Origin of the sequence: Chelatococcus sp. GCM10030263 (assembly GCF_042666455.1) — a bacterium.
Lineage (GTDB): Bacteria > Pseudomonadota > Alphaproteobacteria > Rhizobiales > Beijerinckiaceae > Chelatococcus.
This window is the reverse complement of record NZ_JBHTDB010000016.1, coordinates 310,404-327,374: the sequence shown is the minus strand read 5'-3', so window position 1 is coordinate 327,374 and position 16,971 is coordinate 310,404. Positions and strand designations below refer to the sequence as shown.

15 protein-coding genes and 1 tRNA gene are annotated in these 16,971 nt (G+C 64.1%); 10 read left to right on the top strand and 6 right to left on the bottom strand.

Annotated elements, in window-relative coordinates; genetic code table 11:
* The first annotated feature begins 354 nt into the window (after nucleotides 1–354).
* From ACFQU1_RS23890 to ACFQU1_RS23870, 5 genes are all read left to right on the top strand, one after another.
* Complete coding sequence (locus ACFQU1_RS23890; protein ID WP_378137490.1) at nucleotides 355–4,110, top strand: vitamin B12-dependent ribonucleotide reductase; 3,756 nt, start codon at nucleotides 355–357, stop codon at nucleotides 4,108–4,110.
* Nucleotides 4,111–4,193: 83 nt separating this feature from the next.
* Nucleotides 4,194–4,697, top strand: a complete 504-nt coding sequence (locus ACFQU1_RS23885) for a Panacea domain-containing protein (protein ID WP_378137488.1) — start codon at nucleotides 4,194–4,196, stop codon at nucleotides 4,695–4,697.
* Between the two features lie 11 nt (nucleotides 4,698–4,708).
* Entirely contained in the window at nucleotides 4,709–5,434 is a 726-nt protein-coding gene (locus tag ACFQU1_RS23880; protein WP_378137486.1) for a hypothetical protein, read from the top strand.
* 350 nt (nucleotides 5,435–5,784) lie between these two features.
* A complete protein-coding gene (locus tag ACFQU1_RS23875; RefSeq protein ID WP_378137484.1) occupies nucleotides 5,785–6,192 on the top strand; it encodes a lysozyme inhibitor LprI family protein in 408 nt (135 codons plus the stop codon).
* A gap of 185 nt (nucleotides 6,193–6,377) precedes the next feature.
* A complete protein-coding gene (locus ACFQU1_RS23870; protein WP_378137482.1) occupies nucleotides 6,378–6,671 on the top strand; it encodes a KTSC domain-containing protein in 294 nt (97 codons plus the stop codon).
* On the opposite strand, the gene ACFQU1_RS23865 is transcribed toward ACFQU1_RS23870, so the two are convergent.
* Complete coding sequence (locus ACFQU1_RS23865; protein ID WP_378137479.1) at nucleotides 6,625–8,223, bottom strand: DHA2 family efflux MFS transporter permease subunit; 1,599 nt, start codon at nucleotides 8,221–8,223, stop codon at nucleotides 6,625–6,627. The genes ACFQU1_RS23870 and ACFQU1_RS23865 overlap by 47 nt on opposite strands.
* Entirely contained in the window at nucleotides 8,214–9,320 is a 1,107-nt protein-coding gene (locus tag ACFQU1_RS23860; protein WP_378137477.1) for an HlyD family secretion protein, read from the bottom strand. Before ACFQU1_RS23860 ends, ACFQU1_RS23865 begins: the two co-directional genes overlap by 10 nt.
* Before the next feature lie 164 nt (nucleotides 9,321–9,484).
* Between ACFQU1_RS23860 and ACFQU1_RS23855 the strand changes: the two genes are divergently transcribed.
* Nucleotides 9,485–9,775, top strand: a complete 291-nt coding sequence (locus tag ACFQU1_RS23855; protein ID WP_378137475.1) for a hypothetical protein — start codon at nucleotides 9,485–9,487, stop codon at nucleotides 9,773–9,775.
* A 19-nt stretch (nucleotides 9,776–9,794) separates the two neighbouring features.
* Here ACFQU1_RS23855 and ggt read toward each other — a convergent pair whose 3' ends face one another.
* The 4 genes from ggt to ACFQU1_RS23835 all read right to left on the bottom strand — a co-directional run bounded on the left by ggt (nucleotide 9,795) and on the right by ACFQU1_RS23835 (nucleotide 14,247).
* Nucleotides 9,795–11,552, bottom strand: a complete 1,758-nt coding sequence (gene ggt, locus ACFQU1_RS23850) for a gamma-glutamyltransferase (protein ID WP_378137473.1) — start codon at nucleotides 11,550–11,552, stop codon at nucleotides 9,795–9,797.
* A gap of 77 nt (nucleotides 11,553–11,629) precedes the next feature.
* A complete protein-coding gene (locus ACFQU1_RS23845; protein WP_378137471.1) occupies nucleotides 11,630–12,169 on the bottom strand; it encodes an OmpA family protein in 540 nt (179 codons plus the stop codon).
* A gap of 73 nt (nucleotides 12,170–12,242) precedes the next feature.
* On the bottom strand, nucleotides 12,243–12,896 hold the full coding sequence (locus ACFQU1_RS23840) for a L,D-transpeptidase (protein WP_378137469.1): 654 nt from the start codon (nucleotides 12,894–12,896) through the stop codon (nucleotides 12,243–12,245).
* A gap of 175 nt (nucleotides 12,897–13,071) precedes the next feature.
* Nucleotides 13,072–14,247, bottom strand: coding sequence for a lytic transglycosylase domain-containing protein (locus tag ACFQU1_RS23835; protein ID WP_378137467.1), 1,176 nt, complete (start codon nucleotides 14,245–14,247; stop codon nucleotides 13,072–13,074).
* Nucleotides 14,248–14,462: 215 nt separating this feature from the next.
* On the opposite strand from ACFQU1_RS23835, the gene ACFQU1_RS23830 reads away from it, so the two are divergent.
* From ACFQU1_RS23830 to ACFQU1_RS23815, 4 genes are all read left to right on the top strand, one after another.
* Complete coding sequence (locus ACFQU1_RS23830) at nucleotides 14,463–15,107, top strand: redoxin domain-containing protein (RefSeq protein WP_378138339.1); 645 nt, start codon at nucleotides 14,463–14,465, stop codon at nucleotides 15,105–15,107.
* A 477-nt stretch (nucleotides 15,108–15,584) separates the two neighbouring features.
* Nucleotides 15,585–15,878 carry a hypothetical protein gene (locus ACFQU1_RS23825; RefSeq protein WP_378137465.1) on the top strand — a complete coding sequence of 98 codons (294 nt, stop codon included), beginning with the start codon at nucleotides 15,585–15,587 and terminating at the stop codon, nucleotides 15,876–15,878.
* Nucleotides 15,879–16,283: 405 nt separating this feature from the next.
* Complete coding sequence (locus tag ACFQU1_RS23820; RefSeq protein WP_378137463.1) at nucleotides 16,284–16,544, top strand: hypothetical protein; 261 nt, start codon at nucleotides 16,284–16,286, stop codon at nucleotides 16,542–16,544.
* A 242-nt stretch (nucleotides 16,545–16,786) separates the two neighbouring features.
* A tRNA-Pro gene (locus tag ACFQU1_RS23815) sits at nucleotides 16,787–16,864 on the top strand.
* The last annotated feature ends 107 nt before the right edge of the window (nucleotides 16,865–16,971 follow it).

Below are 16,971 nucleotides of genomic sequence, written 5' to 3'. Positions count from 1 at the left end.
GCGGATTTTTGAGAGAGGCCGTCAAGACCTAGCGGCTCAAAATCGGCGAGCAACTAGATATTGACGCCCGATCGAGGATGGCACTAACCTCCGATCCTGTTTCGTTAGCTGCAGTAGCGCTGGCGACCCGATCGATCAGTTTCAAAAGTCGAGTCCACCGACGTGCGGCGTTGCCGAGCAGCGTGCGCTGTTCTGTGCCTGAATGTCCGACCGGCGACGCGGATTCGCGGCGTTGGTCGGAACCCCGGGAAGCAGGTCTTCGGTAGGGCGTCGACTGATGCGTTCAAGCTTGGTGCCTTAAGGCACAGGACCAATATCTAGACAGGGCGGGGGACCGCCTCCGAGGATCACAGCATGCGGATCGAGCGGCGTTATACCGAGGCGGGACAGTCCCCGTACTCCTCCATGAAATTCCGGGTCGCCTCGAGCGAGATCCGCAATCCCGACGGCTCGACTGTCTTCAAGCTCGACGCCATCGACGTGCCGGAGAGCTGGAGCCAGGTGGCGACCGACGTCATCGCCCAGAAATACTTCCGCAAGGCCGGCGTGCCAGCGCGGCTGAAGCGGGTGGAGGAGAATGACGTCCCCTCCTTCCTGTGGCGCTCCGTCGCCGATGAGAAGGCGCTGGCGGAACTGCCGGAGGCCGAGCGCTACACGTCCGAGACCTCGGCGAAGCAGGTCTTCGACCGACTCGCCGGCTGCTGGACCTATTGGGGCTGGAAGGGCGGCTATTTCTCGTCCGAGGAGGACGCGAGCGCCTTCTTCGACGAGTTGCGCTTCATGCTGGCGAACCAGATGGTGGCGCCCAACTCGCCGCAGTGGTTCAACACCGGCCTGCATTGGGCTTATGGAATCGATGGCCCGAGCCAGGGCCACTATTATGTGGACTTCAAGACCGGCGAGCTGACGAAGTCGAAGTCCTCCTACGAGCATCCGCAGCCGCACGCCTGCTTCATCCAGTCGGTCAGTGACGACCTCGTCAACGAGGGCGGCATCATGGACCTGTGGGTGCGCGAGGCGCGCCTCTTCAAATACGGCTCGGGCACCGGCTCGAATTTCTCAAGGCTGCGCGGCGAGGGCGAGAAGCTCTCCGGCGGCGGCCGCTCCTCCGGCCTGATGAGCTTCCTCAAGATCGGCGACCGCGCCGCAGGCGCCATCAAGTCGGGCGGCACGACCCGCCGCGCCGCCAAGATGGTCGTTGTCGACGTCGATCACCCGGACATCGAGACTTATATCGACTGGAAGGTGAAGGAGGAGCAGAAGGTCGCCGCGCTGGTGGCCGGCTCCAAGGCCTGCCACAAGCACCTCAAGGCGGTGATGAAGGCCTGCGTCAACTGCGAGGGCGACGCCGATTCCTGTTTCGACCCGGAGAAGAACCCGGCTCTGAAGCGCGAGATCCGGCTGGCGCGCCGCGCCTTCGTGCCGGACAACTATATCAAGCGCGTCATCCAGTTCGCCCGGCAGGGCTACACCGACATCGCCTTCGACGTCTATGACACCGACTGGGATTCGGAGGCCTATGCGACGGTCGCCGGACAGAACTCCAACAATTCGGTGCGGGTGACAGACGAATTCCTGAACGCCGTCGCCGAGGACAAGGACTGGCAGCTGACCGCCCGCCTGACGGGCAAGCCCGTGAAGACGCTGAAGGCGCGCGACCTCTGGGAAAAGATCGGCCATGCCGCCTGGGCCTCGGCCGATCCGGGCATCCAGTTCCACACCACCATCAACGATTGGCACACCTGCCCCGCCTCGGGCCCAATCGTCGCGTCGAATCCGTGCTCGGAATACATGTTCCTGGACGACACGGCCTGCAATCTGGCCTCGGCCAATCTGCTGCAGTTCTACGACCGCGCCGCGCGCGCGTTCGACGTCGAAGCCTATGAACACGCCTGCCGGCTGTGGACGCTCGTCCTCGAGATCTCCGTCACCATGGCGCAGTTCCCGTCGAAGGCGATCGCCGAGCTCTCCTACGAGTTCCGCACGCTCGGCCTGGGCTATGCGAATATCGGCGGCCTGCTCATGACCATGGGCCTGCCCTATGACTCGGCGGAAGCGCGCGCGCTCTGCGGGGCGCTCAGCGCCATCATGACCGGCACCTCCTATGCGACCTCCGCCGAAATGGCGGGCGAGCTCGGCCCCTTCCCCGGCTATGCCAAGAACGCGTCGCATATGCTGCGCGTCATCCGCAATCATCGCCGCGCGGCCCGCGGCGAGGCGGTTGGCTATGAGGCGCTCGACACCAATCCGGTGCCGCTCGACCATGCCTCCGCGGCGAAGGTCGGCTCGCTCGGCCGACTTCTCGTCGAGCATGCGGTCGCTGCCTGGGACAAGGCGCTCACGCTCGGCGAGAAGAACGGCTATCGCAACGCCCAGACGACGGTGATCGCGCCGACCGGCACAATCGGCCTCGTCATGGACTGCGACACAACCGGCATCGAGCCCGATTTCGCGCTGGTGAAATTCAAGAAGCTCGCCGGCGGCGGCTATTGGAAGATCATCAACCGCGCCGTGCCGGACGCATTGCGCGTGCTCGGCTACAGCGAGGCGGAGATCGCCGAGATCGAGGCCTATGCGGTCGGCCATGCCTCGCTCGCCCAGGCACCCGCCATCAACCGCACGACGCTTGCCGGCAAGGGCTTCACGGAGGCGAAGATCGCCGCCGTCGAGGCCGGTCTCAAGTCGGCTTTCGACATCAAATTCGTCTTCAATAAATGGACGCTCGGCGAGGATTTCCTCACCGGCACCCTGAAGATCCCGGCCGACAAGCTCGCCGACCCGGCCTTCGACATCCTCACCCATCTCGGGTTCAGCAAGGCCGATGTGGACGCCGCCAATATCCACATCTGCGGAGCGATGACGCTGGAAGGCGCGCCGCATCTGAAGCCCGAGCACTACCCGGTCTTCGACTGCGCCAATCCTTGCGGGCGCACCGGCAAGCGTTATCTCTCGGTCGAGAGCCACATCCGCATGATGGCGGCGGCGCAGCCCTTCATCACCGGCGCGATCTCCAAGACGATCAATATGCCGAATGACGCGACGGTGGAGGACTGCAAGCAGGCCTATCTCCTCTCCTGGCGGCTGGCGCTGAAGGCCAATGCGCTCTACCGCGACGGCTCGAAGCTCTCGCAGCCCCTGAATTCCGCGCTGATCAGCGACGAGGAGGACGAGGTCGAGGATGCCGTCGAGGCCCTCCTCGCCCAGCCGACGGCGGCACGCACGAGCCAGGTCGCCGAGCGCATCGTCGAGAAGATCATCGAGCGCGTCGAGCGGGTGCGCGAGCGGGAGAAGATGCCGGATCGCCGCAAGGGCTACACCCAGAAGGCGGTGGTCGGCGGCCACAAGGTCTATCTGCGCACCGGCGAATATACCGACGGGCGTCTCGGCGAGATCTTCATCGACATGCACAAGGAGGGCGCGGCCTTCCGGGCGATGATGAACAACTTCGCCATCGCCGTGTCGCTCGGCCTGCAATATGGCGTGCCGCTCGAGGAATATGTGGAGGCCTTCACCTTCACGCGATTCGAGCCGGCGGGCTTCGTGGCGGGCAACCAGTCGATCAAGAACGCCACCTCGATCCTCGACTATGTCTTCCGCGAGCTCGCGATCAGCTATCTCGGCCGTTACGACCTCGCCCATGTGGATCCGAGCGAGATCGGCTTCGACGTGATCGGCAAGGGCGAGGACCAGGGCAAAGCGCCGGAAGGCTCACAGGGCCAGCAGGTCGTCTCGAAAGGCTTCGTGCGCGGCCGGCCGACCAATTTCATGTCCATACCCGGCGACAAGCGCGATGGCGGCAAGACGCCGACGGCGCAGGGTGGCGCCGGCACGGTCGTCGCCTTCACGAGCGCCGGCGCGACCGCGCTGAAGGGCGAGCCGCAGGAGGATGTGGAGGCGGACGAGGCGATCGAGCCCGTTGGCGACGAGGCCTTCTCGTCGCTCGGCTTCGCGACCCCGACGGCGGTGCGCAGCATCGCCGACCGCCGGGCGGAAGCCCGCATGAAGGGCTATGAGGGCGAGGCCTGCTCCGAATGCGGCAACTTCTCACTGGTCCGCAACGGCACCTGCATGAAATGTGATACCTGCGGCAGCACGACGGGCTGCAGCTGAGATGCTCTCCGAGACTCAAATAGTCTATAAACACGCTGCTAAGACGAGAGCAACAACTCCAGAACGAATGAGGACATTGACTGATGGGCGGCTACGACGGACGCGCCATCGCCAATTTCATACTCGACTTCTGCGATAGGAACGGTCGGGCGGTGACCAACCTCTCGCTGCAGAAGATTGTGTACTTCTGCCATGTCTGGTCGCTAATCGAATTAGGCCGGCCTCTCGTACGTCATAAATTCGAGGCTTGGGAGTATGGGCCGGTCCTACCTTATCTCTATCGCGAGTTCAGAAAGTTTGACCGATTGGCAATTGCCGGTCGCGCCACTCAAATCAACCCTCGCAATGGCCAAAGTGAAGTTGTGCAATATGCTTTCGATACGCAGACGGAGACATTGCTAAACCAGATTGTTGCGTTCTACTCGCGGCTTCGTGCTAGCGACCTTGTCGAATTAAGTCACGCGGAGGGCGGACCCTGGCATTCTGTATGGAATCACGGGGGAAGAGTGAATCCCGGCATGAAAATTGATGATGTCAAAATTCAGGAATTTTACTCCAAGGCAACGTGCCCCAACTCCATTCAATAGGTGACTATTATATGGCAGACTTGCGCGTCCCCTCCGTTCAACATCTCGCTCGGAACTGGAATCAACAGCCGACAGCCATCGCACGCGCGTTAGTTCAACTGGCTCGCAACCCGCCGCATTTCAATTACAATCCACTGTATGCCGCAGTCCAGGACATGCTGGTACTCGGCGTCCCTTACGATGAGGTGGAGAAGGGAATTCGAAGAATCAAACGTGAGAACGTCCGCCAGAATCTTCTTAGTGTGTTGCCTCTCATTCGCAACCATTTTTCTGACGTCTCACCTGATTTCTACCAAACTGTCGGCAAACGTTATTATCCGGTAGGTCGCGGCCTTATGGTGCCATTTGAACCGCCCTTGATCTACGGCGTCGGCGGACAGCTTTATTTCCCCTGGTTTAGCTTTTGGCGCACAAATCCTCTTGCGAAGGAACGCTTGGCATTATTTGTCACGCTTGTGGATGAAATCTTGATGCAAGATCCTGACCTGGAAACAGCTCGGTTCGAGATCTTGGATTTCAGCTGCCCCGGTCCTAAGCAGGAACGTACCCTGCGCGTTGTCGACGCGCGCGATATCATCCGCCTCGACGACCGCCGTAAAGTCGAGATGCTGGAGTGTTTTGCGGAGGGCTACTTTCAAGCGGTTGCGGAACTACGGGGCGCGCCGGCTTCTCCCCGGCCGGAAGAGCGACCGGACAGTCGTTCACCTGATCCGGATCAGCCCGGGTTGTTCGACTAACCGGCCTTCTTTGCCGCGACAGGTTAGCGCGAATGGTCAGCGCCTCAGTTTGATCCGCCCTCGCGCCGTTTTGTGCTCAGCGGAGGCCAACCGCGCCATCTAACGCAACCCGCGCGGCCCACGTTCCTCCTTGAGAAGCACAGAGGGAGGGATGTCAGCAGTCTCATCGTCGGCCACCGACTGTATCGATTACACTCGACGCTGGCGCGTCCTGACGATCACCATCCGCGAGACCGCCAGACCTTGAGGCGACGCCCCTGCCTCAAACGGCCGCCCTCGCGCGTCCCCGCTCCACGCGGCGCGAGATGAGGGTGACCGGCGGCATTGCTCGCCAAAGCTGAGGAGAAGCCATGAGACGCTTTAGTGTAGCCGCTGCCTTGATGCTTCTGTCGCTCCAAGCGGCTTCCGCAGACGAATGCTTGGACAAGGCAAAGACACAGACCGATATCAACGCTTGCGCTGATAAGTCCTACAAAGCCGCAGATGCCGAGCTCAACAAGCTTTACCAGCAAATCTCTCAGCGGCTGGGCGACGATACCGAGTCCAAAAAGCGGTTCGTCGCTGCGCAACGGAGCTGGGTGGCTTTCCGCGATGCCGAATGCCGATTCGCCACCTCGCGCTCGGAAGGCGGAAGCATCTATCCCATGGTGAACGCCGGCTGCCTCGGTGCCCTGACGACGAAGCGCGTGGCGGACTTCAAACAATATCTGAGCTGCAAGGAAGGTGATCTCGGCTGTCCCGTGCCCGCGGGAAATTGAGATCGCGCCAGCAGGGGTTCGACAGTCGTATTCGTGGCAGTGTGGCTGACGCTGTCGGAGCCCACGCGTGCACAGGACCAGCTGGCCGCAACAGCTGAGAAGCCGTTCTGCCGCTGGCACGAGCCGATGTGCCTGCAACCTCCCCGCTCGGCCCGCGTTCCTCATGGGAAGCATGGAGGCGAGGGATGCCGGCGGTTACATCGTCAGCCATCGACTGGATCGATTATGACCGCCGCAAGCGGGTCCTGACGATCGCCTTCCGCGAGACCACGACTTACAATTATTTCGACGTTCCGCCCGACGTTTACCGCGCCTTCCTCGCGTCGGATTCGAAGGGCCGCTTCTTCAATTTTCGCATCCGCGATCGCTACGCCTATAGCGAGGCGGGCCAGCGCGGCGGGCCGCGGCAAACCAGCCGCCGGCGCCCTTCCCTCACACGGCCGGGCTCGCGCTCCCGCCCTCGACGCGGCGCAGAATGAGGGCGAGCGGCGCGACACAGAGCGCGACGATGGCAAGCCCGGCAAAGACATCCGTATAGGCGATCAGCGTCGACTGGGTCGTGACGAGCTGGCCGATCCAACCCGTCGCCTGCTGGGATGCCACCGCATCCGTCGCCCCCTGCCCCGTGAAATAGCCGGTGATGTGCTGCATGGCCTGCTGGTAGTTCAAAGAGGACGGCGCCACGTTCTCGACGAGCCGCGACTGGTGGAACTGCGAGCGCTGCGCGAGCACGGTCGTCGCCATCGAAATCCCGATGCTGCCTCCGAGATTGCGTGCCACATTGATGAGCGCCGCCGCCTCGCTCGACTTGTCCGGCGGCAGGCCGGCGTAGGACGCCGTGGTGATCGGGATGAACAGGAACGGCAGCCCGATCATCTGGAACACGCGCGCCCAGGCGAAATAGGCGAAGTCAGCCTCTGGCGAGAGGCTCGTGAGGTGCCACATGGCCGCCGCGACGATAAGCGTGCCGCCGGCGATCAGATATTTCGGCTGCACGACGCCGGTGAGGCCGCCGGCGAGCGGCATGAGAACGAGCATGGCGAGCCCGCCCGGCATCATGGCAAGCCCCGACAGCATGGCGGTGTAGCCGAAATTGGTCTGCAGGAGCTGCGGCAGGAACTGCGTCGAGGAGAAGAGGATCGCCCCGACCGCCAGCATGACGAGGCAGGACGTGCCGAACTGGCGATGGAACAGCAGGCGCACATCGACGATCGGATCCTTGCGCGAAAGCTCCCAAGGAATGAACAGCACGAGCGAGACGAGGGAGATCGCCGCAAAGGTGATGATGAAACTCGACTCGAACCAGTCCTCGCGCTGGCCCTTATCGAGCACGACCTCGAGGCAGCCGAGCCAGGCGGCGACCAGAAGGAAGCCCACCCAGTCCACCTTGAGGCCCTCCCTCAGGCGCTCGCGCCGCTCTCGTTCGAGGATCCCCGGCTCGACGACGAGCCAATGGACGAGGGCGAGCGACATGAGCCCCATCGGCACATTGATGAAGAAAATCCAGTGCCAGGAGAAATTGTCGGTGATCCAGCCACCGAGCGTCGGGCCGACCGTCGGCGCGACGATGACGGCGATGCCGTAGAGCGCGAAGGCCTGTCCGCGCTTCTCCGGCGGGAAGGTGTCGGCGAGCATCGACTGTTCGCTCGGCGCAAGCCCACCCCCGCCGAGCCCCTGCAGCACGCGAAAGACGATGAGCATCGACAGGCTCGTCGCGATGCCGCAGAGAAACGAGCTCACCGTGAACAAGGCGACGCAGGTCATGTAAAAGCGCTTGCGTCCAACGACCGACGAGAGCCAACCGCTGATCGGCAGGATGACCGCGTTCGAGACGAGATAGCTCGTCAGCACCCAGGTGCTTTCGTCGGCGCCGGCGGCGAGCGACCCTGCGATATGGCGCAACGCCACATTCGCGATGGAGGCGTCGAGCACCTCCATGAAGGTGGCGATCGAGACGACGACGGCGATGATCCACGGATTGCGGCCGCCCGCCGCCGAGCGGCTCTCCTCACCGCCGCTGCTCACGGCCACATGCGGTTCCTGATCCTGACGGAGGGCACCACCGACATGCCCGGGCCGATCACCGCGCTCGGCGGCTCGTCGAAGACGATCTTCACCGGCACGCGCTGCACCACCTTCACGTAATTGCCGGTGGCATTCTCCGCCGGCAGCAGGCTGAAGGCCGTGCCGCTGCCGGACTGGATGCTGTCGATGTGCCCCTTGAGATCGGCCTCCGGATAGGCGTCGAGGGAGATGGTCACCGGCTGGCCGGGCCGCATGCGGCCGAGTTGCGTCTCCTTGAAATTGGCGGTCACCCACATCTCGCGCGGCACGAGCATCATCAGTGCCTGGCCCGGCGCGGCATGGCCGCCCTTGGCCGCGGAGAGCTTCGTCACGCGGCCGGCGACAGGCGCCGTCACGACGGCGCGCGACAGATTAGCCTGCGCCTGCTCCTCGGCCGCATGCGCCTGGTCGAGCTGCGCCCGGGCGTTCTGTCCCTGCGCCCGCAGCACGGCGAGCTGCCGCTCGGCTGCGGTCGCGGCGGCCTTGGCGCTGGCGAGCGCCGCCTGCCGCTGGGCGAGATCCGTGGTCGCCTGCTGCGCGCGCTGCTCGGTGCCTGAGCCGCGTTCGAGGAGGTCGGTGTAGCGCTTGGCCTCGTCCTGCGCAAAGGTGAGCGCCGCCTCGGCCTCGCTCACCTGCTTCTGCGCCTGCTCGATCTGCGCCTCTTGGGCGCCGATCTGCGCCTCCACATTGGCGATGGCGGCTTCCGCCTGTTCGGCCTGCGCCTTTGCCTGGTCGAGCGCCGCCTGATAGTCGCGCGGATCGACGCGCGCGAGCACCGCGCCGGCCTCGACCATCTGATTGTCGGTCACGGGAACCTCCGTGATCGCGCCGCTCACCTCGGCGCTGATGGCGACCGTGCGGGCATCGATGAAGGCATCGTCGGTGGTTTCGAACTGGCGGGCATAGAGCCACCAGATGGCCCCTGCGGCGATCAGCACGAGAGTGCCGAACACGATGCTCGCGGTCAGGAATGGCCGCTGCGCGACGAGCCGGCGAAGGCGGCCGCGGCGCGGCGTCTCGTCCTGTCCAGCCTCATCGTCGTTCCAGGTCTTGTCCTTGAGCACGCGACGTCTCCAGGCGCCAGGCAGCCCGCGGTCAGCAGAGTACCTGTCCATAACGGGCGGAGCGGATCGGCGTTCCGGAGCTGTTGTCGCAACCATATCGGGGCCAAGACGTTCAGCGGAGAGGGCCAGCCGGCCTAAAGCTTTGTCAGGACAGGAGAACCACCATGGCACGCAACCCCGGATTCCGAGGGAACACTGGCGCCGGAACAGGCATGGGGCGCGACACCACGCGCGGCCATCAGCAGACCGGCACCACCGACGAGCGGCTGCTGAACGATGCCGAAATCGTCGAAGAGCTGCGCGGCAACCGGATCACCGGCAACGACCAGCAGGATATCGAAAACGCCCAACAGAGCCCGCCCAACGAGCAGGACGAGGAAGAGCCGGACTATCCGTCAAATGACGAGAACATCACGGGGCGACCCGGCCATCCGTCGAAATCATCGCAGATCTGACCGGCAGGTGTGATCCGGCTCAATCGCCGATCGCGACGCCTTCGCGGCGGCTGTCGGCGCCGCCCAGGAAGCCAGAGGGCGTCAGGACGATCGCCTGGATGCCGGATTCCATGGGCAGCACTGTCACCTTATGGCCGCGCGCTTCGAGCGGCGCCTTCCAGGCCTCCGCCGCGGTGCCGGCCTCGATCTCGGTCGGGCCGTTGCGGCTGCCGAAATTCGGCAAGTCGACGGCGGCCTGCGGATCAAGCTTCCAGTCGAGCAGTCCGACCAGCGTCTTCACCACGAAATTGATGATCTGGCTGCCGCCCGGCGAGCCGGTGACGACATAAAGTCGGTCGAAGGCGTCGAAGACGATGGTCGGCGCCATGGAGCTGCGCGGGCGCTTGCCCGGTTCCACCCGGTTCGCGACCGGCTTGCCGGCTTCCGTCGGCAGGAAGTTAAAATCCGTCAATTCGTTGTTGAGCAGAAAGCCGCCCTTGGTCATGAGCCGCGCGCCGAAGCCGCTCTCGATGGTGGTCGTCATGGACACCGCATTGCCGTCGGCATCGACCACGGAGATATGGCTCGTGCCATGCTCGACGCCCTCGGAAGGGGCAAGCTCCGACTTGCGCGCGAAGGGCGGCTCGCCGGGCTCAGCCCGGCCCATGGAGCGCTCCGGGCTGATCAAGGCGGCCCGGCTCGCGAGATAGCCGGGGTCGAGCAGTCCGCGCACCGGGATGGAGAGAAAATCCGGATCACCGAGATATTGCGCGCGATCGGCATAGGCGAGGCGGCTTGCCTCCGCGATCCAATGGGCCGCCTCCGGCCCCTCCCCCATGCGCGCCAGATTCTGGGTCGCGAGCATGGCGAGAATCTGCGCCACCGCGATGCCGCCCGAGCTCGATGGCCCCATGCCGCAGACGGTATAGGCCCGGTAGGGCCCACAGATCGGCGCACGCTCCACCACCCGATATGCCGCGAGATCGGCGAGCGTCATGTCGCCCGGATTGGTGGGGTGTCCCTTGACGGTCGCGACGACGTCTTCGGCGATCGAGCCGCTGTAGAAGGCTTCCGCCCCCTTCTCCGCGATGGTCCGCAAAGTCGCGGCGAAGGCCGGATTCTTGAGCACCGTGCCGACCGGCTTCGGGCTGCCGTCCGCCTCATAGAAATAGGCGCGCGCCGTGGGATTGTCCTGCAGCGCCCTCTCTTTGCTCAACAGCCCGTTGAGACGCGGCGAAATGGTGAAGCCGTTCTCGGCGAGGCGGATGGCGGGCTGAATGAGGCTCGCCCAGGGAAGGCGCCCCCAGCGCTTGTGCGCTTCTTCGAGAAGCCGCGGGGTGCCGGGCACCCCGACAGAGCGGCCGCCGACAACCGCCTGCATGAAGGGCATGGGCTTGCCGTCCGGCGTCATGAAGCGGTCCGGCTTCGCCGCCGCCGGCGCCGTCTCGCGGCCATCGAGCGAGGTCAGCGCATGCTTTGCCTGGTCCCAGTGCAGCATATAGGCGCCGCCGCCGATGCCCGAACTCTGCGGCTCGACGAGATTGAGCACGAGCTGCACGGCAATCGCCGCATCCACGGCGCTGCCGCCGGCGCGCAGAATTTCGCGGCCGGCTTCCGCCGCAACGGGATTGGCGGCCGCGACCATGAAATGCCGCGCCGTACCGAGGACGTGCTGACTGCGGCCGACCGGCGCCTCCGGCGCTGGAGCGAGCGCCTGGGCCTGCGGTCGTGAGGGCGCGACCAGCGCCAGCACAACCAGCACCGCTAACGTCGATCCGACCCGGCCAGGCATCGTCATGAGCTCGTCTCCCCGCTTGCTGAGCGCGATCTTAGATCACGACACCGCAAAAGGAGAGGACAGCCGGTGCTGCTTCCTCAGATATCCTCGTCGCCTTCGAGATTGGTGATGACACGACGGTTCTGGGACTTGCAGGAGATGTCGGGGCAGTCACGCACCAGCCGCTCGGCCGTGCGGCCATAGCCCTTCACCCGGGTGCGCTGCGGAGCGACGCCCTGGGCGACGAGATAATCGCGCACCGCCTCGGCCCGTTTCATGCTCAGCGCCATATTGGCCGCCTCGGACCCGGGATCGTCGGAGAAGCCTTGCACCTTCACCTTCCAGCGCGGGTAGCGGGCGAGCCACTCGGCCTGGTGGTCGAGGGTCACCTTGGCGGTGTCGTCCAGCGTCGCCGAGCCTTCCTTGAAATAGGTGCGGCGGCCGACATTGACGATCCAGTCCTCGTTGGACCCGGGCGGCACGTCGACGCCCGCGCCGACCGGAGCATCCTGAACATTGGCAGTGGCCTTGGGCGCCCCCGCCATTGGGCCGCTGACGCAACCCGCCGTGGCCAATGCAGCCACGAGCGCAAAGGCGAGCGCGCCGCTACGGCGCACACGAAGCAACAATTCAATCACGTCAGCCCCCTCTGGCCGAGAACACTTGTCCTGCCCTGATGGCAGACTTGCCCTGCCCTGATGGCAGGCCGCCCTATGCTCCGCGTGCAGCGATATGCTTCAGCACGAGCACCCTCGTGCCGATCGGACAGCGCTGATAAAGATCCATGACGTCTTCTGGAAACATGCGGATACAGCCGCTTGAGACGTCCGAACCGATACTCCAAGGCTCCACCGTGCCATGGATGCGGTAGCCCAGATCCGTGCCGTTGCGATAGAGATAGAGCGCCCGCGGCCCCAGCGGATTGTCCGGGCCGCCGGCCACGAAACGGGGCAGATCAGGGCGGCGCTTGAGCATTTCCGGCGGCGGCACCCAATTCGGCCAGGCCGCCTTGCGGTCGATCTCGGCCCGCCCGAACCATTGGAAGCCTTCGAGGCCGACGCCGACGCCATAGCGCAGGGCCGTCTTATTCTCGAAGATCAGATAGAGAAAGTGGTGATTGGTATCGACGACCACGGTACCGGGCGGCTCGTCGCTATAGTATTTGACGAGCTGACGTCGCCACACTGGCTGGATCATCGCAAAATTCGTCTTGCGATAGACCATGCTGTTGTCCATGGCCGATCCCGCGAAATACGCGGATGGATCAACCGTTTGTGCCGTTGCCGGCCGCGACAGCACCACACCGCCTGCCGCGATCGCCCCGGCGACCAATTGTCTGCGCGTCAGCGCTTTCTCGCGCGTCATTTGCACGCCACCCCGCCCCTGTTCGCCACAAATGCATCCTGCCGAATCGCGGCGTCGGGTCAATGTGCAATTATGCTTAACGCAACCGGTGCACCGAAAACTTATGACGCCCGCAGCCGCGGTATGCCGCTACACTGCGACGTGAACCGGCGGTCATGAGAAGGTACAGCGGGTGCTATCGCCCACCCAATGCGCGATAGATCTTCTGCCCCGCCCTGCCCGTCGGCGGCATGCCCAGGCGCTTCTCCGCTGCGGCGATGGCCGCGCGCGATGCCGGGCCGATTTTCCCATCCGCCTCGCCGATGGCATAGCCATTGGCGAGCAGCAGCTTCTGCAGTTGAAGGCGTTGCGCGCGGGTCAGCCCCGGGTCGTCCGTCGGCCACGGGGTTCTGAGCGGCGGCATTCCGGCGAGCCGGTCCGCGAGATGGGAAATGGCGAGCGCGTAGGATTCCGCCTGATTATAGGAATAGATCGCATTGAAATTGCGGAAGACGAGAAAGCCCGGACCGTTGGCCCCGGCCGGCAGCAGAAGCCCTGCATGGTCGGCGCCATGGAGCCGTGCGCCATCGGCACGGGTCAGCCCGCGTGCAGCCCAAGCCGAGAGCGACGCCCGCCTGCCCCGGCCCGTCGGCCCGCGATAGCCCTCCGGCACACGGACCTCGATCATCCAGTGTTCACCGCTGCGCCATCCCGCGCGCTTCAGGTAATTCGCGGTCGAACCGAGCGCATCGGCGACGGATTTGACGAGATCGCGTCGCCCGTCACCGTCGAAATCGACCGCGAGCCGCTGATAAGTAGTCGGGATGAACTGGGTCTGCCCGAAAGCGCCGGCCCAGGAGCCGTAAAGTTCATCGAGCTGGAGATCGCCGCGATCGACCAGCTTGAGCGCGGCCATGAGTTCGCCGGTCCAGAAGCGCTGCCGCGAACCTCCCTCGCAGACGAGCGTCGCCAAGGCATGCGGCAGGAAGCTGTCGCCGGCTTCCTTGCCATAATCGGTTTCGACGCCCCAGACCGCGGCGATGACGTGGCGGTCGACACCGAAGCGCCGCTCCGCCGCGCGCAGGACGCGATCGTAACGGCGCATCATGGCCCGGCCTTCGCTGACGCGCTGCTCGTCGACCAGAAAGCCGAGATAATCCCAGATCGGCGTCTTGAACTCCGGCTGAACCTTCGAGAGGCGCAGCACCTTCTCGTCGGGCTCGGAGAGGGCGAGCGCCCGCGACACCACCGCCCGGTCGATGCCGGCGCGCACCGCGCTCTCCCGGAGATCGGCGATGCAGGTGGAAAAACTGGCCGCCGCAGAGCCCGCGCTCATGAGCGACATGATGGCGGTTAGGATGACGTGCCGCATGATTATATCCTTCGTCGTCCGAGCCGGCCCCCAGAAGAACGCGATTCCCTTGCAGATGCCAGACCGTGCGCTTGCAAAAGCGCATGAGCATCGGGTCATGGCGTTCCTCGGCGCGCGCGGTCACGGCACGCCGTTGGCTGCCAACACGGAGTGGAACATGCTGCCCGAACCCCGGTTAACGAGAGGAATGCGCCACAATGCCGGAAGTGAGCCTCATGAGACAGGACATAGCGGCGGGTGGGAAGTTCCCCGACTACATCCTTCCCGATCACACGAAGACGCCTCGGCGCCTATCGGACCTCCAAAGCGACCAGATCATGATCTTGGTGCTGACACGTGGCTTTTTCTGCCCGAAAGACCGTCGGCACATGCTGGAGCTCGTGCGCTTCCACCCCCAATTCGTGGTCGGCTACACTCAGGTCGTCACCATCACCACTGACGACTGGCACACCACGAACAACTATCGCCAGCAGACCGCAGCCCCCTGGCCCTTCCTTTACGATGAAGAGCGGATCGTACAGAAGGACCTCGACATTAAAGAATACACCGACACTTCGCACGACGTGATGATCCCGCACACGATCGTGCTCGGCCGAAATCTCGAGGTCCACAAGGTCTATAACGGTTACTATTATTGGGGCCGCCCATCCATGGCCGAATTGCATGCGGACCTGCGCGAGGTGGCACGAAAAACCTATCGTGACTGGGATATCACCGAGCCGGAACTGCGGCGGAAATGGGAGAAGGGTGACAAGTCCGACTTCTACCCCTATGGCGACAACTCTATCTCCATGGAGAAACTCATGCTCCAGATGGCGGGGGCAGTCGATCAGTATGCCGGACGAGCCGACGAGAACTGACAGAGGCCGTGGCGCACCTGCCGAGCACCCGTCACCCTCGAACCTCATGAGTGACATCGGCTCGACTTCGACGACTGCGGACCCGGTCTATTGGATCGCGCCGGATGGTGGTCTAACGGCCGGCGGCTCCAGCCGGCGCGCTCAGTGCCTCATTGGAGCGGGCCTAACGAGCGATGTCGCTAGTCCCCTCACCTCTCCCGTCACCCGGTTCAAGCCCTACATCCCCCGCAGAGCCCGCTGCCGCCTCGCGGCCGAACGCAGTCCTATCTGTCGGGAATAAATCCGCGGCTGGTCCGTTTCTATAGCGGTGATGCGCCTGAACGTGCTGCGTTCCCCCCGGACGCGATGCTGCCCCCAGCTTGACCCGATCAGGCGCATCACCGCCCGTAGCAGGCCACCGCGGCGCTCAGCGTGCGTGCTGCAACATCACGGCAGCGGTGGTGTGCCGATCGGCGTCACGAAGCAGGGACCACTCCGATGCGAAGAGCCACGCTGCTTGGAAGTTTGGCCGTCCTGGCCATGGGCCTGGCCATGGGCCTGGCCGGCAGTGCGTCCGCTGATCCTTGGAAGGACGAAAGCGGCCATGGCCGGGGCTATCGCCATTATGAGCGCCATTACGACGATTGGCGCCCGCGCCGCCATTACTATGACCCGCGCTACGAGCGCCGCGCCTACCGCGAGAAATACCGCCGAGGCGGGTGCAAGATTGAACGGAAATGGGATCGAGGCGGCTACAAGGAAAAGGTGAAATGCAAGCGCCGGGACTGGTAGGGCTGCGGGACGACGCTACGTTCACCGCCTCGCTGCTGTCATATCGAGCCCATACGTTCCCGAGAACTGACGCGCCATGGGGCCGTAGCCGTCGAGGACACCACCCGGCAGACGCGAGAGCTGTACGCTTGCACTGAACATTTCGGTCCGGCAGATGCCTCGCCGGGGGCATGATCTCCGGAATCAAAAATGGTCATGACAGCGCCGCCAGTGAAACCGCCTTAGCGGAGGAGGCTGTGATCAGACTGAATTTGAATGCGTTCTTGGGTCAGCAGACCCCCGGCCGGGCCAAATTCGCCCGGGATTGGCATTGCCGGGGCCACTCTGCCTCACCGACGGAGGGTAGCCGCCCTTAGAGTTCCGTATAGCAGTACATGCCGCATCCCGGGGGACGGGGAATTGACAATGGGGATCGAGCGTAGCGTCAAGGCGCCGTGTGCCTCCGCGAACATCGACGATGGTCTGTCGTATCAGGCCATCCGTCGTCTAGCGATTGCATCGGTCAGAGCCCTCGCCTTGGAGCGGGGTGTCGAGGATGTGAGCGCCTTGACGGACTTCCGCAACGCACTTCTCGCCGCAGCAGTTGGGGACGCAGCGCTAGAGCGCGCGATCGCCGAGGCCTTCCTTACAGAAAGCATCTGGAGTGATGACGCTTCCCTGCAGTGAGCCGCCGTCGCCGTGGCCACAGCGGCCTCGCCAAAACCCGCGTTTGAGGTGATGATGGATGAACTGGTCGAGAGGGCCAGTCCACACCACATAGCCGCGTGGCTACCGTGAGCCTTTCGCTCGAGTATCACGCGCCACCCTTCGAACAGGCCGCATTCCCTGCCAGTATGTTCTGTGGACGCGGGATTTCCGGCTTGCGCTCGGACCGAAAAAACCCTACGTCATCAACGCCCATAGGGCGTCGGAGCGTAGCGCAGCCCGGTTAGCGCACTAGTCTGGGGGACTAGGGGTCGCTGGTTCGAATCCAGTCGCTCCGACCATCAAGCCCTTTGAAAATAAAGCGAAATTTGGATCGGCGCCCCTGCGGGGCCGTTCTCGTTTAGTTCGCAGAATGGCACGTAATCGCACGGAATGTCGCCGAGAGCCC